At 46.1% G+C, this 25,236-nt stretch carries 23 protein-coding genes; 21 read left to right on the top strand and 2 right to left on the bottom strand.

From position 1 onward, the window contains the following. Nucleotides 1–66: 66 nt before the first annotated feature. The 9 genes from purC to purD are packed head-to-tail and all read left to right on the top strand — an operon-like array spanning nucleotide 67 to nucleotide 9,731. On the top strand, nucleotides 67–789 hold the full coding sequence (purC, locus tag HLI_RS07635; protein WP_128524431.1) for a phosphoribosylaminoimidazolesuccinocarboxamide synthase: 723 nt from the start codon (nucleotides 67–69) through the stop codon (nucleotides 787–789). Next, entirely contained in the window at nucleotides 777–1,022 is a 246-nt protein-coding gene (gene purS / locus HLI_RS07630; protein WP_128524430.1) for a phosphoribosylformylglycinamidine synthase subunit PurS, read from the top strand. The genes purC and purS overlap by 13 nt, the downstream gene beginning before the upstream one ends. Next, the gene (purQ, locus tag HLI_RS07625; RefSeq protein WP_128524429.1) at nucleotides 1,023–1,706 is read left to right on the top strand and encodes a phosphoribosylformylglycinamidine synthase subunit PurQ; all 684 of its coding nucleotides are present in this window, start codon (nucleotides 1,023–1,025) and stop codon (nucleotides 1,704–1,706) included. Further along, the gene (gene purL, locus HLI_RS07620; RefSeq protein WP_128524428.1) at nucleotides 1,690–3,918 is read left to right on the top strand and encodes a phosphoribosylformylglycinamidine synthase subunit PurL; all 2,229 of its coding nucleotides are present in this window, start codon (nucleotides 1,690–1,692) and stop codon (nucleotides 3,916–3,918) included. Before purQ ends, purL begins: the two co-directional genes overlap by 17 nt. Continuing rightward, a complete protein-coding gene (purF, locus tag HLI_RS07615; protein ID WP_128524427.1) occupies nucleotides 3,894–5,306 on the top strand; it encodes an amidophosphoribosyltransferase in 1,413 nt (470 codons plus the stop codon). The genes purL and purF overlap by 25 nt, the downstream gene beginning before the upstream one ends. A 12-nt stretch (nucleotides 5,307–5,318) precedes the next feature. Beyond that, on the top strand, nucleotides 5,319–6,329 hold the full coding sequence (gene purM / locus HLI_RS07610) for a phosphoribosylformylglycinamidine cyclo-ligase (protein WP_128524426.1): 1,011 nt from the start codon (nucleotides 5,319–5,321) through the stop codon (nucleotides 6,327–6,329). After that, nucleotides 6,326–6,904 (top strand): phosphoribosylglycinamide formyltransferase, encoded by a 579-nt coding sequence (purN, locus tag HLI_RS07605; RefSeq protein WP_128524425.1) that lies wholly within the window; start codon nucleotides 6,326–6,328, stop codon nucleotides 6,902–6,904. Before purM ends, purN begins: the two co-directional genes overlap by 4 nt. Further along, nucleotides 6,901–8,433 (top strand): bifunctional phosphoribosylaminoimidazolecarboxamide formyltransferase/IMP cyclohydrolase, encoded by a 1,533-nt coding sequence (gene purH, locus HLI_RS07600; protein ID WP_128524424.1) that lies wholly within the window; start codon nucleotides 6,901–6,903, stop codon nucleotides 8,431–8,433. The genes purN and purH overlap by 4 nt, the downstream gene beginning before the upstream one ends. A gap of 17 nt (nucleotides 8,434–8,450) precedes the next feature. Continuing rightward, complete coding sequence (purD, locus tag HLI_RS07595; RefSeq protein ID WP_128524423.1) at nucleotides 8,451–9,731, top strand: phosphoribosylamine--glycine ligase; 1,281 nt, start codon at nucleotides 8,451–8,453, stop codon at nucleotides 9,729–9,731. On the opposite strand, the gene HLI_RS22205 is transcribed toward purD, so the two are convergent. Next, nucleotides 9,693–9,791 carry an EYxxD motif small membrane protein gene (locus HLI_RS22205; protein ID WP_347232274.1) on the bottom strand — a complete coding sequence of 33 codons (99 nt, stop codon included), beginning with the start codon at nucleotides 9,789–9,791 and terminating at the stop codon, nucleotides 9,693–9,695. The genes purD and HLI_RS22205 overlap by 39 nt on opposite strands. A gap of 113 nt (nucleotides 9,792–9,904) precedes the next feature. Next, a complete protein-coding gene (locus HLI_RS07590) occupies nucleotides 9,905–10,162 on the bottom strand; it encodes a YgaP family membrane protein (RefSeq protein WP_128524422.1) in 258 nt (85 codons plus the stop codon). A 73-nt stretch (nucleotides 10,163–10,235) separates the two neighbouring features. On the opposite strand from HLI_RS07590, the gene HLI_RS07585 reads away from it, so the two are divergent. The 12 genes from HLI_RS07585 (at nucleotide 10,236) to putP (ending at nucleotide 25,052) form a co-directional block, all read left to right on the top strand. Continuing rightward, complete coding sequence (locus HLI_RS07585) at nucleotides 10,236–11,981, top strand: adenine deaminase C-terminal domain-containing protein (RefSeq protein ID WP_128524421.1); 1,746 nt, start codon at nucleotides 10,236–10,238, stop codon at nucleotides 11,979–11,981. Nucleotides 11,982–12,019: 38 nt separating this feature from the next. Continuing rightward, on the top strand, nucleotides 12,020–13,090 hold the full coding sequence (locus tag HLI_RS07580; protein WP_128524420.1) for a DUF3048 domain-containing protein: 1,071 nt from the start codon (nucleotides 12,020–12,022) through the stop codon (nucleotides 13,088–13,090). A 14-nt stretch (nucleotides 13,091–13,104) separates the two neighbouring features. After that, nucleotides 13,105–13,407, top strand: a complete 303-nt coding sequence (locus HLI_RS07575; protein WP_128524419.1) for a YerC/YecD family TrpR-related protein — start codon at nucleotides 13,105–13,107, stop codon at nucleotides 13,405–13,407. A gap of 197 nt (nucleotides 13,408–13,604) precedes the next feature. Then, nucleotides 13,605–14,201, top strand: a complete 597-nt coding sequence (locus HLI_RS07570) for a YitT family protein (RefSeq protein WP_431357394.1) — start codon at nucleotides 13,605–13,607, stop codon at nucleotides 14,199–14,201. A gap of 257 nt (nucleotides 14,202–14,458) precedes the next feature. Next, nucleotides 14,459–14,611: a hypothetical protein gene (locus HLI_RS21560; protein ID WP_164908512.1), complete on the top strand. Its 153-nt coding sequence runs from the start codon at nucleotides 14,459–14,461 to the stop codon at nucleotides 14,609–14,611. Nucleotides 14,612–14,761: 150 nt separating this feature from the next. Next, entirely contained in the window at nucleotides 14,762–15,472 is a 711-nt protein-coding gene (locus tag HLI_RS07565; RefSeq protein WP_128524418.1) for a heptaprenylglyceryl phosphate synthase, read from the top strand. Next, nucleotides 15,469–17,703 carry a DNA helicase PcrA gene (gene pcrA / locus HLI_RS07560; RefSeq protein WP_128524417.1) on the top strand — a complete coding sequence of 745 codons (2,235 nt, stop codon included), beginning with the start codon at nucleotides 15,469–15,471 and terminating at the stop codon, nucleotides 17,701–17,703. The genes HLI_RS07565 and pcrA overlap by 4 nt, the downstream gene beginning before the upstream one ends. A 14-nt stretch (nucleotides 17,704–17,717) precedes the next feature. Then, nucleotides 17,718–19,718: an NAD-dependent DNA ligase LigA gene (ligA, locus tag HLI_RS07555; RefSeq protein WP_128524416.1), complete on the top strand. Its 2,001-nt coding sequence runs from the start codon at nucleotides 17,718–17,720 to the stop codon at nucleotides 19,716–19,718. A gap of 312 nt (nucleotides 19,719–20,030) precedes the next feature. Then, entirely contained in the window at nucleotides 20,031–21,200 is a 1,170-nt protein-coding gene (locus tag HLI_RS07550) for a CamS family sex pheromone protein (protein ID WP_128524415.1), read from the top strand. Between the two features lie 298 nt (nucleotides 21,201–21,498). Further along, on the top strand, nucleotides 21,499–23,049 hold the full coding sequence (gene pruA, locus HLI_RS07545) for an L-glutamate gamma-semialdehyde dehydrogenase (protein ID WP_128524414.1): 1,551 nt from the start codon (nucleotides 21,499–21,501) through the stop codon (nucleotides 23,047–23,049). Between the two features lie 359 nt (nucleotides 23,050–23,408). After that, entirely contained in the window at nucleotides 23,409–23,534 is a 126-nt protein-coding gene (locus HLI_RS22120; protein ID WP_277750309.1) for a hypothetical protein, read from the top strand. Nucleotides 23,535–23,540: 6 nt separating this feature from the next. Then, nucleotides 23,541–25,052 carry a sodium/proline symporter PutP gene (putP, locus tag HLI_RS07540; RefSeq protein WP_128524413.1) on the top strand — a complete coding sequence of 504 codons (1,512 nt, stop codon included), beginning with the start codon at nucleotides 23,541–23,543 and terminating at the stop codon, nucleotides 25,050–25,052. Nucleotides 25,053–25,236 lie beyond the last annotated feature (184 nt).

Genomic DNA, 25,236 nt, shown 5'->3' with positions numbered 1-25,236 from the left:
TGGCTCCTCAGGTATAACAGATATTTCCAATTGCTTTAACAATTATCGAGCGAGGTGTTTCTTACTATGAAGGGTTCACTATTGTATGAAGGTAAAGCGAAACGGGTGTACCATACGACAGATGATTCAGGACGCCTGATTTTATCCTATAAAGATGACGCAACGGCATTCAATGGCAAGAAAAAAAGCGAGTTTGAAGGCAAAGGTCGCCTGAATAACTTGATTACCTCAAAAGTATTTGAATACTTGCATCAGCAAAACATCCCTACCCACTTTATTGAAGCTTGTAGCGATACGGAACAATTGGTCGATCAAACGACGATCATTCCTATTGAAGTCGTCGTTCGTAATATTGCGGCTGGCAGTATCACACGTCGGCTCGGCATTGAAGAACAGACAAGCTTCACCCCGCCAATCATTGAATTGTTTTACAAAAAAGACGAATTGAATGATCCACTTATCAATGACGTTCATGCATACCACCTGACAGATATCAATGAACAAGAACTTACATTCATCAAACACCAGGCTCTTATCATCAACGAGCACTTAATAGAATTATTTAGATCTGCCGGTCTTGATCTCATCGATTTCAAACTGGAGTTCGGCCGTCGTACGGATGGAACTATCGTTTTAGCTGATGAAATTTCACCAGACACTTGCCGTCTTTGGGACAGCCAAACAGGTAAAAAAATGGACAAAGACGTCTTCCGCGAAAATATCGGAAGCTTGATCGAGACGTATGAGAATATTTTACAACGACTGGAGGAGAATGTATGCGCAAAGTAAAGATCCACATCACCTTGAAAGAGGGCGTGCTCGACCCACAAGGGAAAGCCGTCCAAAACTCACTGCAATCCCTGGAGTACAATACTGTCGAAGATGTTCGTGTCGGAAAATATATGGAAGTGGTGATGGAAGATAGCGACAACCTCGAAAAACAGATCGACCAAATGTGTGATCAGCTGCTCGCCAACCCGGTTATTGAAAATTACAGCTATACGATCGAGGAGGTTGTTTAAGTGAAGTTCGCTGTTGTTGTTTTTCCAGGTTCAAACTGTGACCGTGACATGTATTACGCTGTAAAAGATCATTTAGGTGCAGAAGCTGATCTCGTCTGGTACCAGGAAGCGAATCTAGCAAACTATGACGCTGTTCTCCTTCCCGGCGGCTTTTCATACGGCGACTATTTGCGCTCGGGAGCGATCGCCTCTACGTCTTCTGTAATCGGACAGATCCGTGAAGCTGCAGAAATGGGGAAACCTGTGCTTGGCGTCTGCAACGGCTTCCAGGTCCTACTTGAAATGGGGCTGCTGCCGGGGGCGATGCTTCCCAATGAACGCCTCAAGTTCATGTGCCATTTTGAAACTTTGACAGTGGAGAACTCGAACACTTTATTCACTTCTCAATATGAAGAAAAAGAAAAAATCCAAATTCCGATCGCTCACGGGGATGGGAACTATTTTTGCGATGAAGCAACCTACCAGAAACTGAGTGACAACAACCAAATCATCTTCACTTATGATGATAATCCGAATGGATCGGTCGGGAACATTGCCGGTATTACCAATCAAAAAGGGAATGTTCTCGGTATGATGCCACACCCTGAGCGAGCGGTTGAAGCGTTGCTCGGCCATGAAGACGGTCTGCGGTTATTTGAATCGATTTTGACACATTGGAGGGAACATCATGCCATCAATGCTTGAAATTAGTCCAGAGGCAATTGAAGAAAAACGCGTTTATGGGGAAATGGGTTTGACAGATGAAGAGTACCTGTCAATTAAATCGATTTTAGGTAGACAGCCGAATTACACAGAAATCGGTTTGTTCTCTGTGATGTGGTCAGAACACTGCAGTTATAAGAACTCGAAGCCCCTGTTGAAAAAGTTCCCGACAGAAGGTCCTCATGTTCTGCAAGGTCCGGGAGAAGGCGCCGGGGTCATCGATATCGGTGATGATCAAGCGGTAGTTTTCAAGATTGAGAGCCACAATCACCCATCAGCCGTCGAGCCTTATCAAGGCGCTGCGACAGGGGTTGGCGGGATATTGCGTGATGTCTTTTCAATGGGAGCACGTCCGATAGCGCTATTGAATTCCCTTCGCTTCGGTTCATTGGAGCAACCGCGTGTGAAGTATCTTTTTGAAGAAGTCGTCCGTGGAATTGCAGGTTACGGCAACTGTGTCGGCGTCCCGACCGTAGGGGGAGAAGTACAGTTTGATAATGCCTACAACGGAAATCCGCTCGTGAACGCGATGTGTGTAGGGTTGATCGATCACAAAGATATTCAAAAAGGAATCGCAGCCGGTATCGGAAATACGGTCATGTATGTTGGTGCGAAAACAGGCCGCGATGGAATTCACGGCGCAACCTTCGCCTCGGAAGAATTATCGGAAGAATCAGAAGAAAAACGTCCATCAGTCCAAGTCGGCGATCCGTTCATGGAAAAATTACTGATTGAAGCTTGTCTTGATGTTATCCATCACGATGCTCTCGTTGGTATCCAGGACATGGGTGCAGCGGGGCTTACATCATCTGCAAGTGAAATGGCAAGCAAAGCCGGCACTGGTATGACGATGAACCTGGATCAGATTCCACAGCGTGAACGAGATATGACAGCATATGAAATGATGCTTTCTGAATCTCAGGAACGGATGCTCCTCGTTGTAGAGAGAGGGCGCGAAGAAGAGATTGCCAGCGTCTTTCGCAAATACGATCTGGAAGCTGTAGCTGTCGGTGAAGTCACGGATACTAAACGTTTCCGGCTTGAGCACAATGGGGAGGTTGTCGCTGATGTGCCTGTCGATTCCCTTGCGGAGGATGCGCCAGTCTATCATCAGCCTTCTCGCGTGCCTGACTATTACCAGGAGTTCCAGGCGATGCAAGACTATGTACCTGCAGTGAGAGATTATCGTCAAACATTGGTCGATTTATTGAAGCAGCCAACGATCGCAAGTAAAGAGTGGGTATACGATCAGTACGACTCGATGGTGCAGACAAATACAGTGGTGACACCAGGGTCGGATGCAGCTGTGCTTCGTGTCCGTGGTACGAAGAAAGCGATCGCGATGACGACGGATTGCAATTCCCGGTACATTTACGTGGATCCGGAAGTCGGGGGCAAGATCGCAGTCGCAGAAGCTGCGCGCAACATCATTTGTTCTGGTGGCCGTCCACTTGGATTGACTGACGGGTTGAATTTCGGTTCACCTGAAAACCCGGAAATTTTTTGGCAAATGGAAAAAAGCGTTGATGGTATGAGTGAAGCATGCCGGGAACTTGGTACACCTGTCATCAGCGGAAATGTATCTTTGTACAACGAGTCTTTCGGTGGTCAGGCGATTTATCCGACACCGATTGTCGGGATGGTCGGATTGATTGAAGACACTGCGCATATTACACAATCCCATGTGAAGCAGGCAGGCGATCTGCTATACGTAATCGGAGAAACGCAGGCCGAATTCGGAGGCAGTGAACTGCAAGGAATGATCGAAGGAAAGCATTTCGGAAAAGCGCCGGCGCTTGATTTGCAAAAAGAAGCGATCAGGCAAAAGCAATTGTTGACCGCGATACGCTCCGGACTTGTTGAATCGGCGCATGACTTAGCAGAAGGCGGACTTGGTGTCGCATTAGCAGAAAGCCTTTTCGAACAAGAACTCGGCTGTGATGTGATGGTAGATGATGATGTAACAGCAGCTTTATTTTCAGAAACACAGTCCCGCTTCCTTGTCTCGATCAAACCAGAAAATCAACAAGCGTTTGAACAAGCGGTCACGGAAGCACGAAAAGTCGGAACCGTTACAGGAGATGGCGTTTTTCAAGTATCACAGGAACATCAGGTTGTGTTGGAAGAGCACATTACAACATTGAAGGATACGTGGAAAGGAGCTATTCCATGCTTGGTGAAATCAAAGGGTTAAATGAAGAATGCGGAATATTCGGCGTTTGGGGACATCCGGAATCAGCTCAGCTGACTTACTATGGCCTGCATGCACTCCAGCATCGCGGTCAAGAAGGAGCGGGCATTGTCACGACAGATGGAGAACAACTGAAAATCGCTAAGGGCCACGGCCTGATCAACGACGTTTTCTCACAAAATCAGCTGGAAGATTTGCAAGGGCACGCATCTGTAGGTCATGTACGCTATGCGACAGCAGGGGATGGCGGCTATGAAAACATTCAGCCGCTCCTCTTTCGCTCGCAAACGGGCGGACTCGCACTTGCGCACAATGGCAATCTGGTAAACGCACAAGCTCTGAAAAATCAACTGGAAGGGCAGGGCAGCATTTTGCAGACGACATCCGACACAGAAGTGGTCGCCCATTTGATTAAGAGAGCCCGCCACTTGCCTTTAGAACAGGCCATTTCAGAAGCATTTTCAATGATCAAGGGTGCTTATGCCTTCTTGGTGATGACTGAAGATTGTATGTTCGTTGCTAATGATCCGCGCGGATTACGTCCATTAAGTCTCGGCCATATGGGGGATTCATGGATGGTCTCCTCGGAAACATGTGCATTCGATGTTGTCGGTGCGACATATGACCGTGAGATCAAACCTGGCGAATTGTTGATGATTTCCGATGAAGGGGTTGAATCAAAACGCTTTTCTGCTCCGATTCAGCGCACACTCTGCTCTATGGAATATGTCTATTTCTCCAGACCTGACAGTAACCTGGATGGGAAAAATGTCCACGCTTCCCGTAAGCGGATGGGTAAGTCTCTTGCTGAAGAAGCTCCGGTGGATGCAGATGTCGTGACCGGTGTACCAGACTCGAGCATTTCGGCAGCGATCGGATATGCAGAAGCCTCAGGCATCCCCTACGAGCTTGGCTTGATTAAAAACCGATACGTCGGACGTACATTCATCCAACCGTCCCAGGAACTGCGCGAGCAAGGGGTGAAGATGAAGCTTTCGGCCGTCCGCGGCATTGTCGAAGGAAAAAGAGTAGTCATGGTCGATGATTCAATCGTACGAGGGACGACAAGCCGGCGGATTGTGAAAATGTTGAAAGAGGCGGGAGCGAAGGAAGTACACGTTCGTATTGCGTCTCCACCGATTGAGAACCCTTGTTATTACGGAATCGATACCTCGAATAGCGGAGAACTGATTGCAGCAAACCGGTCAGTCGAAGAAATCGAAGCACAAATCGGTGCTGACAGTTTGAATTTTCTATCGGTCGATGGTCTGAACGACAGCATCTACCAAGGTGAAGAATCGATGGAGCACGGGGGCTGCATGGCATGCTTCACTGGCAATTATCCGACAGAAATCTATCCAAATACAGTTCATCCGTATGAAAAATTGTGAGGGGGGAGAAAGATGAGCCAATCCTATAAACAAGCAGGGGTCGATGTCGAAGCTGGTTATGAAGCCGTAGAGCGCATGAAAAAACACGTCGGCCGCACGATGCGCAAAGAAGTACTAGGCGGACTCGGTTCTTTTGCCGGCTTGTTCGATATCAGCGGAATGAGTTATGAGCATCCCGTCCTTGTGACAGGCACGGATGGGGTCGGCACGAAGCTCAAACTAGCATTCGAAATGGATCGACATGATACCATCGGTGTAGATGTGGTGGCCATGTGTGTGAACGATATCGTTGCTCAAGGGGCTGATCCCCTTTTATTCTTGGACTATATCGCTTGTGGAAAGAATGAACCTGCCCGCATCGAACAAATCGTCAAAGGCATCGCAGACGGCTGTGAACAGTCTGGCGCTGCGCTTGTAGGTGGTGAGACAGCGGAAATGCCTGGCATGTACGAGCTCGATGAATATGACCTTGCCGGGTTTGTCGTCGGAATGGCAGACAAAGGGAAATTGATTACAGGGGAATCGATATCTGAAGGGGATGTGCTTATCGGACTTCCATCCTCTGGCATTCATTCGAATGGTTTTTCCCTTGTAAGACGAATTGTTGAGGAGCATGGATTGTCTCTTATGGAAACTTACTCTGGTTTCGATCGTCCGCTTGGTGAAGTGATGCTCACACCGACGGTTATCTACGCTGAAGCAGTTCAAACTTTGAAAGCAGCTTTGGATGTGAAAGGTCTAGCCCATGTTACAGGCGGGGGTTTTTATGAAAACATTCCAAGAGCCTTACCAGAAGGATTAGGGGCAGAAATCGATCCCAGCAGCTGGCGAGTGCCTACTGTTTTCCGTTTTTTGCAGGAAAAAGGACAGCTGTCTGAAGAGGAGATGTTCGGTGTCTTCAACATGGGAATCGGTATGGTCGCCGTGGTAGCAGATACGGATGTTGAACGCGCACTTGAAGCTTATGGGGAAGCGGTTGTCATCGGTCGTGTTACAGGGAAAGAAGGAGTGCAGTGGACATGATCAATCTTGCTGTATTCGCTTCTGGCACCGGCTCGAACTTTGACGCCATCATGCATGCCATTGAAGAAGGAGAACTTGAAGCAAGGGTAGCTCTCCTTGTCTGCGACCGCATTGGTGCTCCAGTCATTGAAAAGGCGCAAAGCTATGAAATCGATACGGTTGTTTACAATCCGAAAGTATTCGAAAACAAGGCTGCCTATGAAACGGCACTGTTGGCAGATTGTCATGAGCGAGACATCGATTACATCATTTTAGCCGGTTTTATGCGCCTGATCGGTCCAACACTTTTACAGGCTTACGAAGAAAGAATCGTCAATATTCATCCATCATTACTCCCGGCTTTTCCAGGGAAAGATGCCATTGGGCAAGCGTTGGAGAAAAAAGTGAAAGTGACCGGGGTGACAGTCCATTTGGTTGACGATGGTATGGACACAGGCCCGATCATTGCCCAAGAAGCTGTTGCTATAGAAGAACAAGATACATCAGAAAAAGTGAAACAGAAAATTCAAGCGGTCGAGCACCGCCTCTATCCACAAGTGATCCAGTCATTATTCACCAAGGAGGAATCCGTATGAAAAAGCGTGCTTTACTAAGCGTTTCCAATAAACAAGGACTGACCGATTTTGCTGAACAATTACACGAACTAGATTATGAACTCGTTTCCACAGGTGGGACGAAACGCGCGATAGAAGAAGCTGGGATTCCTGTTCTATCGATTTCTGAGGTTACCGACTTTCCTGAAATCATGGACGGACGTGTTAAAACGCTGCATCCATCTGTGCACGGCGGTTTGCTGGCGAAGCGTGGCAATGAGGATCATATGAAGCAGCTTGATGAACTTGATATCCAAACAATCGACCTCGTAGCGGTCAACTTGTACCCTTTCAAAGAAACGATTGCGAAAGAAGGAGTCACTGAAGCTGCAGCGATTGAGAATATCGATATCGGCGGTCCGACGATGCTCCGGGCCGCAGCCAAAAGCTTTGAAGACGTTACGGTGGTCGTCGATCCTTCTGATTATGGTGAAGTCATCACTGGCCTTCGTTCCGGGGGGATGGCTTATGAATCACGCCGTAAGCTTTCGGCAAAAGTTTTTCGTCACACGGCAAATTACGATGCGATGATAACGGGGTATTTTTCTGACCTTACAGAAGAAGCCTATCCCGAAACTTACTCCGTAACCTATGAAAAAGTCCAGTCCTTACGTTATGGCGAGAACCCGCATCAGACGGCTTCTTTTTACAAGAAGGCGAATACGGAAGGTACATCACTGGCTGATGCAGAACAGTTGAACGGCAAAGAGCTTTCATATAACAACATCCAGGATGCAAACGCCGCCCTCGAAGTTGTTCTTGAGTTCAACCAACCGGCAGCTGTAGCAGTCAAGCATATGAATCCTTGTGGTGTCGGAGTTGGGGACAACCTGTACGATGCCTATGTAAAAGCATACGAAGGCGATCCGGTATCGATCTTCGGAGGGATTGTCGCGTTGAACAGGGAAGTGGATGAAGATACGGCGGCAAAATTGAAAGAGATTTTCCTTGAAATCATCATTGCACCTTCCTTCAGCCAGGAAGCACTCGATTTACTGACGACGAAGAAAAACTTGCGCCTGTTGAAAGTCGATTTGAAAAAATCCGATCGTCCGGCCCACAAGCTGACGACTGTGAATGGTGGACTGCTTGTCCAGGATACTGATGAAGGTTCTTTGGATAGCGTGGAGCTTGAAGTAGCAACAGAACGTGAACCTTCCGAGCAGGAGCTTGAAGACATGAAGCTTGGCTGGAAAGTGGTGAAGCATGTGAAATCGAATGCGATTGTCGTGGCTAAAGGCGACCGAACGCTCGGTGTGGGAGCAGGACAGATGAACCGTGTCGGCGCAGCGAAAATCGCGTTTGAACAAGCTGGTGAAAATGCAGTAGGAAGCATCATGGCTTCTGATGCCTTTTTCCCAATGCCAGATACTGTTGAAGCAGCTGCCGAAGCTGGTGTTACAGCCATCATCCAGCCGGGCGGATCAAAGCGTGACCAGGACTCGGTTGACGCCTGTAACAAACACGGGATTACAATGGTCTTTACGAGAATGCGTCACTTTAAACACTAAAGAAGGGGTGGACGTTAATGAATGTCATGGTGATTGGACGTGGCGGTCGCGAGCATAGTCTTGTCCAGAAGTTTTCGGAAAGTGAGCAGGTAGAACAGGTTTTTGTGGTGCCAGGTAACCCTGGGATGCAGGATGTAGCGGAATGTGTGGCGATAGATGAAGACGACCATGATAAACTGATAGCCTTTGCTATCCATAACGAAGTCGGATTGACGATTGTCGGTCCGGAAGTTCCTTTATTAGAAGGTGTCGTCGATCGGTTCATTGCCAATGATTTGAAAGTGTTCGGCCCGACACAAGCGGCCGCTCTTATAGAGGGCAGCAAGCATTTTGCTAAGCGAATCATGGAAAAGCATAATATCCCTACAGCAGAGTACCAGGCTTTTTCTGATGTGACAGCTGCGAAGCACTATATCGAACAAAAAGGAGCTCCCATTGTAATCAAAGCCGACGGTCTGGCGGCTGGAAAAGGGGTCGTGGTAGCGGAAACTCTTTCTGAAGCATTGCAAGCTGTAGAAGACATGCTTGAAAACGGCCAGTTCGGTGAAGCGAGCCGGGAAATCGTTGTCGAGGAGTTTTTGACAGGGGAAGAGTTCTCGTTGATGGCGTTTGTAAATGGAGCGAATGTTTACCCAATGATTTCTGCTAAAGATCATAAACGTGCTTTCGATGGAGATCAAGGCCCGAACACAGGTGGTATGGGAGCGTTTGCTCCTGTTCCGGATTTGGGAGAAGCGTCTTACACAAGTGCGGTAGAGTCGGTCATCCAGCCGGTTGCGCATGCACTGGTCGAAGAAGGTCGTTCGTTTACCGGTATTTTGTATGCAGGGCTGATTGAAACGAAAGAAGGTCCGAAAGTCATTGAGTTCAATGCGCGTTTTGGCGATCCCGAGATACAGGTCGTACTTCCTTTACTGGAGAATGATCTTGTGCAAGTGATAGCGGACGTCATGAATGGTGTGGACCCTCAATTAGTGTGGTCAGAGGAAACTTGCGCAGGTGTGGTCGTCGCTTCGAACGGATATCCGGGGGGATATGAGAAAGGGCGGCCATTGCCGGATATTAAAGGGGAACAGGGAACGTTCATTGTTCATGCAGGCACGGCACTTGTCGAGGGAGTATATGTATCCAGTGGCGGGCGTGTCCTTTTAGCAGGAAGCAAAGGGATGGACTTGGCCCATGCCCTGGATCGTACTTATGATTCACTGCGTGTATTCGATGGGAACGACGACTTTTTCTATCGTCGTGATATCGGTCGTTCATCGGTTTCTTCGTCTTCTGGCACCAACGTAAAATAAAGCCGCGATGGAACCGATGATCGTGACAATAACGAAACCGGCGTCTGTGAAATATTCCATGAATTCCATTGATTTCATCCTTTATAGGGAGCGGGGAGTGTGTTCCCCGCTCTGTTTTTATGTTTACCGAATGGCTCTATATTGAGTGAAGATGATGGGATAGCCCCGAGTGCTTACATTTGTGTTTTCTGAAAGTTCTGCTGCCAGCCTTCTTCTTTCCCATCTGTCTCCTCAGTCATTTCTTCAAATGCTGCTGTAAGCGGACAGTAGCGTACGATTCCTTCCGCAACTTTCATAGCTGCTATGACGATCATCATCGGATGGACTGATGCATCCTTTCTGCGGGCACTGCGTATCGTTAAAAAAGTCAACATGCTCAGTCCGGCGGTGATGCGGACCATACTGTTGATGATTCCGATATTCTGCTTCATATTACTTCCTCCTTAGCAGTTGAATTGATCCTGTGTTACGATAGAACATAATGAAATCAGGGAGGGACGCTCCATGAATGAGACTCGCTTCCGTTGGCGGAACCGGCAGTTGAGAGAACACGCGGCTGTCATCGACGGTTCAAGTGCGCCGACAAAGCTGATAAAAAACACTACTTATTTGAATGTTTATTTGAAACAATGGATGACTGGCCACATATGGCTATATGAAGACCGCATCATTTATACGGGCAAAGAGCTTCCTTCCAATACAGATGGTACAGAAATCATTGAAGGTAAGGACAGCTATATCGTTCCAGGCTACATAGAGCCCCACGCCCATCCATTTCAGTTATATAATCCCCAGAGCTTAGCTGAATATGCAGCAGAAGCCGGTACGACCACTTTGATCAATGATAATTTAATGTGGCTTTTTTTAACAAAAAAGGAGAAAGCGTTTTCTTTGTTGGAAGAATTCATGAATTTACCTGCGACCATGTATTGGTGGGCACGTTTTGACTCCCAATCTGCCTTGCGTGACGAGGACAAAGAAGCATTCGACGTCCAGATTCCGGATTGGATTGAGCATGACGCGGTCATCCAGGGGGGCGAACTGACGGCCTGGCCGGATGTCCTTCATGGTGGTGACGAGCAAATACTTCATTGGATGCAGGAAACGAAGCGCTCACGAAAGCCTCTTGAAGCTCACTTGCCGGGAGCTTCTAAAAAAACGCTCGTTAAAATGCGGCTGCTGGGTATGGACTCAGAACACGAATCTATGACCGCAGATGATGTAATGAACCGTTTGGAAATCGGCTATCAGACAGGGTTGCGATATTCTTCGATTCGTCCGGATCTGCCTGAGATCTTACAAGGGCTCCAGGAAAAAGGGCACACGCACTATGACCATTTAATGTACACAACAGATGGATCCACGCCTGGATTCTATCGTGAAGGACTGATCAATCAATGTGTGAAAATTGCTATAGATGCTGGTGTTCCGGAAATTGACGCTTATATGATGGCCACTTATCACCCTGCGCGTCACTTTGGCGTTGAGAATCGTGTCGGCAGTTTGAATGCAGGGCGTGTGGCGCATCTCAATTTTCTGCGGGATCCGAAAGATCCTACTCCCCACTCTGTCATCGGGAAAGGCGAATGGGTGAAACGGGAGGATGAGTCGTTGCAAAAAGAAACCCCGATTGAATGGGAGAAAAATGGCATAGAACCACTTGACCTCAATTGGGAAGTAAGTGATGAGGATATGCAATTCTCCATGCCGATTGGGATGGAAATGGTGAACGACGTCATTATGAGACCTTATGCGATTGACATCGACGCTTCAGCAGAACGTCTGTCTAATGAGACGCATGAAGCGTTCTTGATGCTGATGGACCGTGAAGGCGAATGGATGGTCAATACCCTGATTAAAGGATTTACTCATTCACTAGGTGCACTTGTCAGTTCTTATAGCAACACAGGAGATTTAATACTAATCGGAAAATCCCGTTCTGATATGAAAAAAGCATTCAAACGTATGAATGAAATCGGTGGTGGGATCGTACTTGTCAATGAGGGGGAAATTTTATTCGAACTTCCATTGCCGTTAGGAGGGGTCATGTCCGAATTGCCGCTGAAAGAATTGATAGTTGAGGAAAATCGTCTGAAAGAGTGCTTGCATGAACATGGTTCTTCATTTACTGATCCGGTTTACACACTGTTATTCTTATCATCCATGCATTTACCTTATATCCGGATTACACCACTTGGAATCATGGACGTGAAAAAGAAAGAGGTACTCTTTCCTTCAATAATGCGTTAAAATAGAAACGGGAATATTGAGCAAAAGGAAGTGCTGGAATGAGAAAGCTTACATTCTTCACCTTGATTGTACTGTTGTTCCTTGCAGCTTGTAATAAAGAAGCAGGGGCGAACCAGTCTTCTGAAGAACCAGAGAAATCAGAAACCGACGAAAGAGAGAAACCGGTTGAAGAAGAAAAAGTGTCAGTCGAACCAAACGATGCGGAATCAACTCATAAAGATGTTTTCCCATTGACGGGGGAACCAGCGGATGACCCCATAGACACGCCTATTGTGTCCGTCATGGTCAATAACCACACAAAAGCCAGACCACAATCTGGACTGAGCCAGGCTGATCTCGTCTATGAAGTGTTGGCAGAAGGGCAAATCACGCGGTTTTTGGCTTTGTTCCAAAGTGAGATTCCTGATACAATTGGACCAGTAAGAAGCGCACGTCCGTATTATTTTGAACTTGCGGATGGCCATGATGCGCTTTATGTCTACCATGGGGCGTCGACAGCGATCAATCAGCAAGTCGCAAACAGTGGAGTGCGGTATTTGAACGGAGCGATTTACGATAACAACGGTTGGTTGTTCCAGCGTTCATCGGACCGGGCAGCGCCCCACAACTCCTATCTTTTAACAGATGGAATTGATCGGGCTGTTGATCACAAGAGTTATGAAACGACGGTGAACCATAAAGATCTGCCATTTAAAGAGGACAGCCAGCTTGATGGAAACCCTGTAGATGATGTAACAATCGCTTACTCGAATAGTACTGAAGTCAGTTATTCTTATGATGAAGAAAATGAACAGTTTCTGCGCTCGAGTGACGGGGAACCGACTATTGATCGCGCTAACAACGAAAGAATTGCCGTCGAAAATATCTTTGTCATTAAAACCGATCATCAGATCATTGACAACGTCGGTCGCCGAGATATCGATCTGACCTCAGGCGGAGACGCTTATCTTTTACAAAAAGGGCAGTTGAAAGAAGTCCAATGGAAAAACATTGACGGACAATTACTGCCATTTGAGGATGGCGAACCGTTATCCTTCACCCCAGGTCATACTTGGGTGAACATCATCCCGAAAAACGCGACTGTACAAACTTCAAACCGTTCTAATTAAAGGAGGGAATCTGGATGCAAATCGACAAACTACGCGGAAAAACACTTGATCAATTGTTCGAATCAATCTTATCCTTGCAAAATGTTGAAGAATGCTACGAATTTTTCGATGACTTAGCGACGATGAATGAAGTGCAGTCCCTTGCCCAGCGTCTTGAAGTAGCACGCATGCTTAGAGATGGCTTCACCTATCATAAAATCGAAACCGAAACAGGTGCATCGACTGCGACGATTTCCCGTGTGAAACGTTGCTTGAACTACGGAAACGACGCTTACACGAAAGCGCTCGATCGTGTACATGAAAAAAGAACCGAATAGTCCGATCCGACTGCCGCAGAAAATGTGAGCAGTCTTTTTTTGTGCTCAGGAATATTGAAATATCTGTCAGTGCCTACCGCTATGTTCCCCGGGGGTTAGGATATTGGAGGTTTAGCTGATATACGGCTCGCCCCCCCTCTTCCTTCTATTTAAAAAAGGACGAGCATAGGATAGAACAATGGAAGGGGAGCCGACAGATGATAACAATGGTAAAAAAAGGTGTTATGATTGTAATCGGAAGCTTGATCCTTTCTTTAGGCATCAACTTTTTTCTCATCCCGGACCACGTGTTGGATGGCGGAATCATTGGACTCGGAATGATTATGAATTACATATGGGGGTTGAAGGTGGGGCTGACCATTATCTGTTTCAGCATACCGATCTTTGCGCTCGCCTGGTTTTTTTATAGGGATTATTTTTACAATAGTTTACACGGGTTACTGGTTTCCTCCTTTACGATCGATGTGTTGCAAGGACTGAGGGCGTACCATCTGCCGCTTGATCCAGCAATCAGTTCAATTCTGGGCGGGGCCCTTGTCGGTGGAGGGATCGGGCTGATGCTCCGTCATCATACGAGCACCGGTGGGACAGACTTGCTGGCCCAAATGATCGCCGATTGGTGGAAGGTGAATGTCGGCTTTGTCATTCTTGCGATTGATGCGTTGATCATTGGAGCGAGCGGATACCTTTTTTCATTAGAAACGCTGCTGTTGTCAGCAATGACGATTTTAAGTGTCGGCCTGGTGACGATGACGTTCACATCCACAAGGTTGCTGCCGGAGCATCCCTCGTAAAATCTTTGCTACTGAAGAACTGCAACTTCCTGAGTTATGCATCAAGAAAAAGCTGAGTAGGACGATTTTATTGTTCCACGGCTTCATTATTTCGATGAGACATTCGGGCTCTTACTCCTCCATGAGCTTTAGTATTCGTTTTATATTGACGGTGAATATTGCCACCAGCTCTTGTACACGCAGAGTGATTTTCTTTTATAAATCAAAAAAGATCACTCTTTTTAGTTGGGCCACGTTGATTCCACGATGAGCGTTCGGTGGTGACGCCTGCGGGAACTGCGCGAGCCTCAGCTAACTTGGTCAAGTGGATCTTCTTGACCAAGTTAGCTGAGGCCGTGCCCGCGGCAAGCATCCATCGAGAAGCGATTCGTGAGAAGCAACAACAAACTTTAACAGCTCCTCTAGAGTGAAAAGGGTTTTTCAGTGGCCGATCCTGGTGGGGAGGGCTTTTTTTAGTTTTTGTAAAAACATAAGCTTTTTTCTCTCTCTGAACCACTCAACCCGAGACGGAAAGTTTGCTATAATGAGTGAATGGAAAACTGTTGTTTTGGAGGACGGAAATGTACAATATAAATGAGTGGGATCATGTATTCAAGCTTGATCCGAACAAAACGATCACAGACCGGGACCTCCAGGCTGTCTGTACGTCAGGGACGGATGCAATCATCATCGGAGGGACGGATGGCGTCACCTTTGAAAATGTGACGGACTTGCAAGAGCGAGTACAGCGATATGATCTTCCTTGTGTGCTTGAAGTTTCGGATATCGAAGCGATTGCGCCGGGTTTCGATAAGTATTTCATTCCGCTTGTGCTCAACAGTCAGTACAAAAGGTGGATGCTTGATGTCCAACATCAGGCGGTCAAGGAATATGGAGATCTCATTGATTGGGACGACATGGTGACAGAAGGGTATTGTGTGCTCAATCCAGAAGCTAAGGTTTTTAAAAAAACGGACTGCACACTTCCTGATAAACAAGATGTTCAGGCATATGCGCAGATGGCCGAGCATGTTTTCCGTTTACCCGTTTTTTATATGGAATACAGCGGTATGTATGGCGATCCTGAACGGGTCAAAGAAATTGCAAGTGAATTAAAACATACGAAACTTGTTTACGGTGGGGGCATCCGGTCAAGAGAACAGGCACAGGAAATGAGTGTTTATGCGGATGTAATCGTCGTAGGTAATGTGATTTATGATAATCTAGAGGTTGCTCTTCAAACGGTAGAAGCAGTAAAATCAACAAAGATGAAGGATGGTGGACCCTCATGACACAGGCATTGAACGCTTTGATTCAAGGCTTGAACGAAGAACAACGCAACGCGGTTACCCACACGGAAGGACCGCTTTTGATCATGGCTGGTGCTGGAAGTGGAAAGACGCGTGTCTTGACGCACCGCATCGCCTACTTACTTAGTGAAAAAGATATAGCACCACGAAATATATTAGCGATCACGTTTACAAATAAAGCGGCGCGTGAAATGAAAGAGCGTGTCGAATCCCTTGTCGGAAAAGAAGGCGAGAAAATCTGGATGTCGACTTTCCACTCGATGTGTGTGCGGATTTTACGTCGCGATATCGACCGTATCGGGTACGATCGTAATTTTTCCATTTTAGATTCGAGCGATCAATTGTCAGTCATTAAACAAGTTTTGAAAGATATCAACCTGGATCCGAAAAAATGGGACCCCCGTGCCATGCTTGGCGCAATCAGTAATTCGAAGAACGAACTGATGACAGCGGAAGATTATGCAAAGGATGCAGGCAACATGCATGAGGAACAAATCGCAGAAATTTATAAAGGGTACCAGAAAAAGCTGCGTAAAAACCAGTCTCTCGATTTTGATGATTTGATTATGCAGACACTGCGCTTATTCGATGAAGTACCGGAAGTGCTTGAATCCTATCAGCGCCGCTTCCAGTATATCCATGTAGATGAGTATCAGGATACGAACCATGCGCAGTATCAGTTGGTCAAGCATCTGGCGAGCCGCTATCAGAATTTGTGTGTAGTCGGTGATTCTGACCAGTCGATATATGCCTGGCGCGGGGCGGATATCCAAAACATCCTCAATTTTGAGAATGACTATCCTAAAGCCCGGACGATTCTCCTTGAGCGCAATTACCGCTCAACAGAATTGATCCTGAATGCAGCGAATAATGTGATCGATAATAATAGTGGTCGTAAACCGAAACACCTGTGGACAGATAATAAAGGTGGAGAAAAGATCCATTATCACCAAGCAGGTACGGAGCGTGAAGAAGCTCTTTTTGTCACTGATAAAATTGAAGACATGGTGCGGCAGGGGAAATTCCGCTACCAGGATGCTTCGATTTTGTACCGGACGAATGCGCAATCACGTACGATTGAGGAGACGTTCGTCAAAGCAGGAATCCCTTATCAAATGGTCGGCGGTACGAAGTTCTATGACCGTAAGGAGATCAAAGATCTGCTTGCATACCTCCGGTTGATTTCGAACCCGAACGATGACCTGAGTTTTCTGCGTGTCGTCAACGAACCGAAACGCGGCGTCGGTAAAACAAGTATGGACAAAATGATGGCATATGCAGCAGACCACGATATTTCCTTATATGAAGCAGCAGCAGAGGTCGATTTTGTCGGCGTAAGTGCTAAGGCGGCTAAAGCGATTATGAGCTTTAGAAAGATGATTCAAAACTGGACGCAGCAGCAAGAATTTTTATCAGCGACGGACATGGTTCAGGATGTGATTGATAAGACAGGCTATGAAGAGATGCTGCTCAATGAAAAAAGCATTGAAGCGCAAAGCCGTCTTGAGAACATTGAAGAATTTAAATCAGTAACGAAGAATTTTGAAGAAAATGCAGAAGATAAAACACTGATCGCTTTCTTGACGGATCTTGCTTTGATTGCGGATATCGATTCTATGAATGATGATCCGGATAGTGACGATACAGTCACGTTGATGACTCTGCACTCAGCGAAGGGACTTGAGTTCCCTGTCGTTTTCTTGATTGGTATGGAGGAGAATGTATTTCCACACAGCCGTGCATTGATGGAAGAAGAAGAGATGGAAGAAGAGCGTCGTCTAGCTTATGTCGGCATCACCCGTGCCGAAAAAGAGCTGTTCATTTCGCATGCGAAAATGCGTACATTGTACGGCCGCACGAATATGAACCCGATCAGTCGCTTCATCAACGAGATTCCAGAGGATTTAGTTGAAGGCAAGGAAGAAAAAGAAGAACTGCCATTTTTCAATAAAAAACCTGAACGTACACCTTTTGATGCGAAGCCTCAAGCGGCACCGAAAAAGCGTGCAGCTAAGAAACCAGAGAGTGGTTCAACTGGTGGAGAAAAAATCGGTTGGCAGCCTGGGGATAAAGCGAAACACAAGAAGTGGGGCGAAGGGACTGTCGTCAAAGTGCAAGGGGAAGGAGACGGGATGGAGCTTGATATTGCCTTCCCGGCACCGACCGGCATCAAACGATTGCTCGCCCGTTTTGCTCCGATTACGAAAGTGTAAGGAAGTGGATGGATATGAATGCAATGGAAGCCCAGCAAAAAATCGAAGCTTTGAAACAATCATTAGAACAATACAGCTATGAATATTACACCTTAGACGCGCCATCAGTACCGGATGCCGTCTATGACCAGAAATTGCGCGAATTGATTGAGCTTGAAGAGGAGTTTCCTGACTTGCAGACACCAGACTCACCTTCACAGCGGGTCGGGGGTAAGCCTCTTGATGCTTTCGTCAAAGTGCAGCACGACATTCCGATGTTGAGCCTTGGCAATGCCTTTGACGATCAGGAGCTGCGTGATTTCGATCGTCGTGTGAAAAACGGTACAGATAATGAAGTCAGTTATGTTTGTGAACTGAAAATTGATGGTCTCGCTGTCTCATTGAAATATGAAGATGGGGTGTTTGTTCGTGGGGCGACTCGCGGGGATGGTACGACAGGGGAAGATATTACGAAAAATCTACGCACAATCCGTAACATCCCGCTTCGTTTGGAGGAACCAGTGACGCTTGAGGTGCGTGGCGAGGCATATATGCCGAAAAAATCGTTCATCGGTTTGAACGAAGTGAAGGAATCAAACGGTGAGGAGCCTTTTGCTAACCCTCGTAATGCTGCTGCGGGATCTTTAAGACAGCTGGACCCGAAAATCGCAGCGAAGCGGAACCTGGATATCTTCCTTTATGGCATCGGCGTGTGGGAAAATGATTCCTCGGATTCTCATAGTCAACGACTAGAAAAAATGAAGGATCTCGGTCTCAAAACAAATCCGGAATGGAAAAAGTGTAACGATATAGAAGCAGTGATCGACTATGTTCATAGCTGGGTCGAACGCCGCGCTGATCTTGACTATGAAATCGACGGCATTGTCATTAAAGTCGATGATCTCGACCAGCAGGAAACGCTCGGTTTCACAGCAAAAAGCCCGCGATGGGCGACGGCATACAAATTCCCTGCGGAAGAAGCGGTAACGAAGTTGAATGAGATTGAATTGAGTGTCGGACGTACCGGTGCGGTCACCCCAACAGCAGTACTTGATCCGGTCAAAGTAGCCGGGACCACTGTACAGCGTGCCTCGTTGCATAATGAAGATTTGATCAAGGAAAAAGACATCCGCGTCGGCGACACGGTCGTCATAAAAAAAGCGGGTGATATCATTCCAGAGGTTGTGCGCGTATTGACTGAACAGCGGACAGGCGACGAAGAACCTTACCGCATGCCGGAAACATGTCCGGAATGCGAGAGTGAACTTGTCCGTTTGGATGAAGAAGTGGCGCTGCGCTGCATCAACCCGAACTGTCCTGCCCAGCTCCGCGAAGGATTGATCCATTTTGTATCAAGAAACGCGATGGATATCGAAGGGCTCGGCGAAAAAGTTATCGCACAGCTTTTTCAGGAGTCATTGATCCACAATATTGCCGACTTGTACAAGTTGGACCGCGAAGAGTTGCTACAGCTTGAACGTATGGGTGAAAAATCAGTGGAGAACCTGCTGAAAGCTATTGAGGTGTCGAAAGAGAAATCGCTTGAACGCCTTCTATTCGGACTTGGCGTCCGCTATGTCGGCTCAAAAGCAGCCAGTACACTCGCTCAACATTTTGAGCATATGGACGCACTCATGGAAGCAGATGCAGAAGCGCTTGAACAGATCCCTGAAATCGGCAGCAAAATGGCAGAATCGATCGCCAGCTATTTTGATAAACCTCAAGTCACCCAGTTATTGGAAGAACTCAAAGAACTTGGCCTTAATATGGAATATAAAGGCCCGAAGAAAAGCGACCAGCCGGACGATTCTCCATTCATGGATAAAACGATCGTCCTTACTGGCAAAATGGAGAATTACAGCCGCTCAGAAGTGAAGAAGATCGTCGAGGATCTTGGCGGCAATGTGACAGGTAGTGTAAGTAAGAAGACAGACCTCTTGATCGCAGGAGAGGACGCCGGTTCAAAATATACGAAAGCAAGTGATTTAGGGATTGAAATATGGGATGAAGAGGAGTTCAGGAAAGCTATATTATAAGCGTTCTTGAATTTATGTTATTGGAAGTCCAGCTGTAGCGCCTTTCTATTGAAGAGGAAAGGCGCTGATGCTTTTAATCATTGGCTCTGTTATATCATTCTGTTGATATTCCCGCGATTTATCATGTAAGGTTCTCTTCCTTTTGACTAAGTGAAGGGGGAGGGAATACATAGATATACAATCCTTTAACAGAGACAGCAGAACGGACCAGACGTTAATGGAAGAATCTGATGGCCTTATTAAGTTTCAGCATCATTCGATTAATCATCAACATTAGTTATGACGGAGTCTGATAATTAGGGAGTGGAAAGCATGAGGAAGTGGCACGCACTGATCATTATAAGTTCTGTGCTCATCGTAAGCGCGTGTACGCCCGTTTTTGACAATAGAGAAGAAGTCATTCAGGAGACGAAAGACGAAACGAACAATCAATCGGCAATCGTCCCGAACTATAGTATTTCCGACGAAAATTACCGGATGATATTGACGGAAAGCAGCCCGAAAGTTTCGAGTGCCCGTGGAGTGACAACGAATCAGATGGGCAATCGAATGGATATCGATGAATTCGAAAGTGGTCTACGTCGTCATTCTAAAGAGCATTTTAGCCCGGAGAAGTATTTTTTTCAACCTGGACAGTATCTCGGCCATGAAACTTTAATGGAATGGTTGGGCCGAGGAGAGCCTGCAGAAGATGATGAAGAGAAAGATACAGAAGGCGGATTGAACCCTGCACTAGACGAAAATGAAGCATCCGAAGAAGACTTTCGGGAGCATCCGCGTTTTATTTCCAATATCGTCGAGCAGGACTATTTAGTTAAAAAAGATGAAAACGTGGTGGAATTAGAAGGCGTCACCATCGGCATTTCATTGCGGACTGTCTATAATTTCACCGTTGAGGGCCGTAATTATTCAGAAGACCATTCCACTGAGGAACTGTTGCAAAAAGGTAAAGAATACGCCGATGAAATCTTGAAGCGTATCCGCAAGCGTGAAGAACTGAAGGATGTCCCTGTCGTCTTTGCTTTATATGAAGAGGAAGAGGCGAGCTCAAAAGTACCTGGAAAATTCTTGAGCAAAGCATACGCTGAAGGATCAGATACGGCTTTGAATGGATGGGACGCCATCAATGAGGAACACATACTTTTCCCATCTGATGAAGCAGAAGAAAGACATTTTGATGACTCACAGATTTTCTCTGATTTTCGTAAAGAAGTCTCCGATTACTTTCCTAATTTCGTTGGGATGATCGGCAATGGTTTCTATGTAAATGATGAATTACAGCATGTCTCGATCGAGATCCCGATCCAATTCCAATCTGAGTCAGAAGTTGTCGGTTTTACTCAATATGTATACAGTCTTGTCAACGAGATGTTTTCTGAACATTATGGAGTGCAAGTGAAAATCCATAACATGGACGAACCGGAAAGCTTGATTGTAAGAAAACCTGGGGAACAAGAACCGTTTGTACATGTCTATGAATGATGATAATGAGCCGTACGGAGAGAAAGGATCCGTGCGGCTCTTCATTTATCTGAATTCCGCATTGAATATAGCGTGAAGATAAATGTGGCGTATTCCAACTTTTTTCGACAAAAAATAGAGTAAAACAGCCTATACATGAGATGATTGTAATAAAACACTATATTTGCTTATATTTAGATGGTAATGGTTTGAACTCCTTTAGTAGTTACGATAGAATATATATGGAAACGCTTAATGTGGTAATTTTCTAAAAATTACATAGCGTCACCCCATTTACTTTCAAGGAGGCGGTTTTAGTATGGTAGTGCCGTACAAACATGAACCATTTACTGATTTTACTGTGGAAGAAAATCGGAAGGCTTTGGAATCTGCGCTCAAGCAGGTCGAAGCGGACCTTGGAAAAGATTATCCCCTGATTATCGGTGGGGAGCGGATCATGACGGATGACAAGATAGAAGTCGTCAATCCAGCGAACAAAAAAGAGGTTATTGGCCGGGTTTCAAAAGCGAATCAGGACCTTGCGGAAAAAGCACATCAGATTGCAGATGAAACGTTTGAGTCGTGGCGCAAGACGAAAGCGCAGTTCCGTGCCGATATCTTGTTCCGATCAGCAGCTATCGTGCGCCGCAGGAAGCATGAGTTTACCGCCCATTTAGTGAAAGAAGGGGGTAAACCTTGGAAAGAAGCGGATGCGGATACCGCAGAAGCGATTGATTTCTTGGAGTATTATGGGCGTCAAATGCTTGAAATAGATAAAGGGGTCGAGATCAATTCCCGTCCGATTGAAAACAACCGTTTCCACTACATCCCGTTAGGCGTAGGTGTAGTCATTTCACCATGGAACTTTTTGTTTGCAATTATGTGTGGAACTACGGTCGCGGCAATGGTTACTGGGAATACAGTTCTTTTGAAGCCAGCGAGTTCCACCCCAATTATCGCATATAAGATGATGGAGGTTCTAGAAGAAGCGGGTCTTCCGAATGGGGTCATCAATTATATACCAGGAAGCGGCAAGGAAGTGGGCGATTATTTAGTTGATCACCCGCGAACACGTTTTGTAAGCTTCACTGGTTCCCGTGCAGTCGGAACACGCATTTTCGAACGTGCAGCAAAAGTTCAGGACGGTCAGCAATGGCTTAAGCGGACGATTATCGAAATGGGCGGGAAGGACACCATCGTAGTCGATAACGATTCAGACCTTGAACTAGCGGCAGATGCGATCACATATTCAGCCTTCGGTTTTTCCGGGCAGAAATGTTCAGCCTGTTCTCGTGTGGTAGCCCATGCAGATGTTTATGACGAGCTTCTCGATCGTGTTGTACAGAAGACGAGAGAACAGGTCAACTACGGAGATCCCAAGGACAACAGCAACTATATGGGACCGGTCATCGATCAGGGTGCTTATGATAAAATTATGGATTATATCGATATCGGTAAACAGGAAGGCAAGTTGATGGCGGGTGGTAAAGGAGACGATAGTAAAGGCTGGTTCGTTGCTCCAACTGTTTTTGCTGACCTTCAGCCGGACGCACGGATTATGCAGGAGGAGATCTTTGGTCCAGTCGTCGGCTTTACAAAAGCAAAGTCGTTTGATGAGGCGATCGAAATCGCTAATAATACGGAATATGGCCTGACAGGTGCGGTCATTTCAAACAATCGGGGCCACATTGAAAAAGCACGCGAGGACTTCCATGTAGGGAATTTGTATTTCAATCGTGGATGTACAGCAGCAATCGTCGGCTATCATCCATTCGGTGGCTTCAATATGTCCGGTACAGATTCAAAAGCCGGTGGTCCGGATTATTTAATCCACCACATGCAAGGAAAAACAACATCAGAGATGTTATGAAATTCCACCAAAACCCTTTTTTCCTCTATTGAAGGAAAAAGGGTTTTTTTATCAAAAACAGAACATACTAACTACGTCAGGAAAAGGGGAAATTTCCCCATTTTTAACTGATGATAAAAAAAATTAAATTAAATTTTGTGAATGTTTATCATAAAAATGTCACATATACGTATTTTTATACAATATTCGGGCATAAATATTCAATTACTCTAATATTACGCAATTTTTGCAATGTTCTTACAAAAGTATTATGATATAGTGGTACCTGTGTTTGGATTTTTTAAGTCTTTGTGACTTAAGAACCATGCGTCGGTACGATTGCATAGAATTGTATATACCAATACTTGGGAGGTGACAGTGTGTTTGAACTCGCTACCGCAACAACAGCATCCATCGGAGGTGCAACCTGGTTCTGGTTGTTCGTCCCGATGCCGATTTTAATCATTCTATCTATCATTACACTATTCACTGAGAGGAGCGAATAACAGAAAATGAGTACTGCTACGTTAATAACGTTTATAATTTATTTAATCGGTATGTTAGGAATTGGTTTCGCTGCATACCGTCTGACAAGTGATTTATCTGATTATGTATTAGGTGGTCGTCGTTTAGGACCAGGAGTAGCTGCATTATCCGCTGGTGCATCCGACATGAGTGGCTGGTTACTATTAGGATTGCCCGGTGCGATTTATGCAGGTGGTTTATCCGGAGCATGGATCGGTGTAGGCCTTGCTATCGGTGCATACTTAAACTGGCAGTTCGTCGCACGCCGCTTGCGTGTGTTCACAGAAATTGCAAATGATTCGATTACTGTTCCGGACTATCTAGAAAACCGTTTCCGTGATCATTCCCACGTATTACGTGTCATCTCTGCAGCTGTTATCCTATTATTCTTTACCTTCTACACCTCTTCCGGTATGGTCGCTGGTGCGAAGCTGTTCGAAGCTTCCTTTGCTTTAAGCTACACGCAAGCGCTTTGGCTTGGTGCTATTGTAACTATTTCTTACACATTCCTAGGTGGTTTCCTAGCGGTAAGTTGGACAGACTTCGTTCAAGGTATCCTGATGTTCTTCGCCTTGATCGCAGTGCCAATCGTAGCTATATCTGAATTGGGTGGTTGGAATGAAGCGACAAACGCTGTAGCTCAAATCGATCCATCCTACTTGAATATGGTTCAAGGTGTCGGGGCGTTAGCTATCATCTCATCTCTTGCATGGGGACTTGGTTACTTCGGTCAGCCGCACATCCTTGTACGTTTCATGGCACTTCGTTCGGCTAAAGATGTTCCGAAAGCCCGTCTTATTGGTGTCGGCTGGATGGTTCTAGGTCTTTATGGTGCTATTTTTACAGGTCTCTTCGGTCTTGCTTATATCAACACAGCAGACGTTGCGGATCTCTCTTCCTTTAATGCTGAAGTCATAACAGAAGGCGGCATTCAAATGCTTGCTGACTCTGAGAAAATTTTCATTACTTTCTCTCAGATCCTGTTCCACCCAGTCATTGCTGGTATCTTGCTGGCAGCTATCCTATCTGCCATCATGAGTACCATTGACTCTCAATTGCTTGTATCTTCTTCTGCACTTGCAGAGGACTTCTATAAAGCGATTTTCCGTAAGAACGCTTCTGAAAAAGAATTGGTATGGGTCGGTCGTTTCGCCGTTGCTGCGATCGCCTTGATCGCCGTGCTTCTAGCAGGTAACCCGGATAATACTGTTCTTGGACTTGTATCTTACGCTTGGGCAGGATTCGGTGCCGCATTCGGTCCGATCATCATCTTGTCCCTATTCTGGAAAGGCATCACACGTAATGGTGCGCTTGCCGGTATTATCGTCGGTGCCGTAACCGTTGTGGTTTGGGCTGACATGTTAAGTGGCGGTATCTTCGATCTTTACGAAATCGTTCCTGGATTCCTATTGAATACCATTGTAGCGATTGTCGTTAGTAAGATGGGTACACCACCTAAAGAAATCGTCGAAGAATTTGATAAAGCAGCTAGTTCTTAATATCTTTGGATAAAGGAATCCCCGGTCAATGACCGGGGATTTATTTCGTCCTCCTGGTTTGTTTGCTTTCATATTGGAATGCCTCATGTGCAGACAAGGTTATTGAATAAGTACAAATCCCTTTTATCAAATGAGACAACCTTCGCATCGTAAGACAGGGCCTGCCTGATATGTTAAAATAGTA

Source organism: Halobacillus litoralis (assembly GCF_004101865.1).
GTDB lineage: Bacteria > Bacillota > Bacilli > Bacillales > Halobacillaceae > Halobacillus > Halobacillus litoralis_A.
Note: the sequence above shows the minus strand (reverse complement) of the source record. Positions and strands in the feature narration are given on the sequence as shown.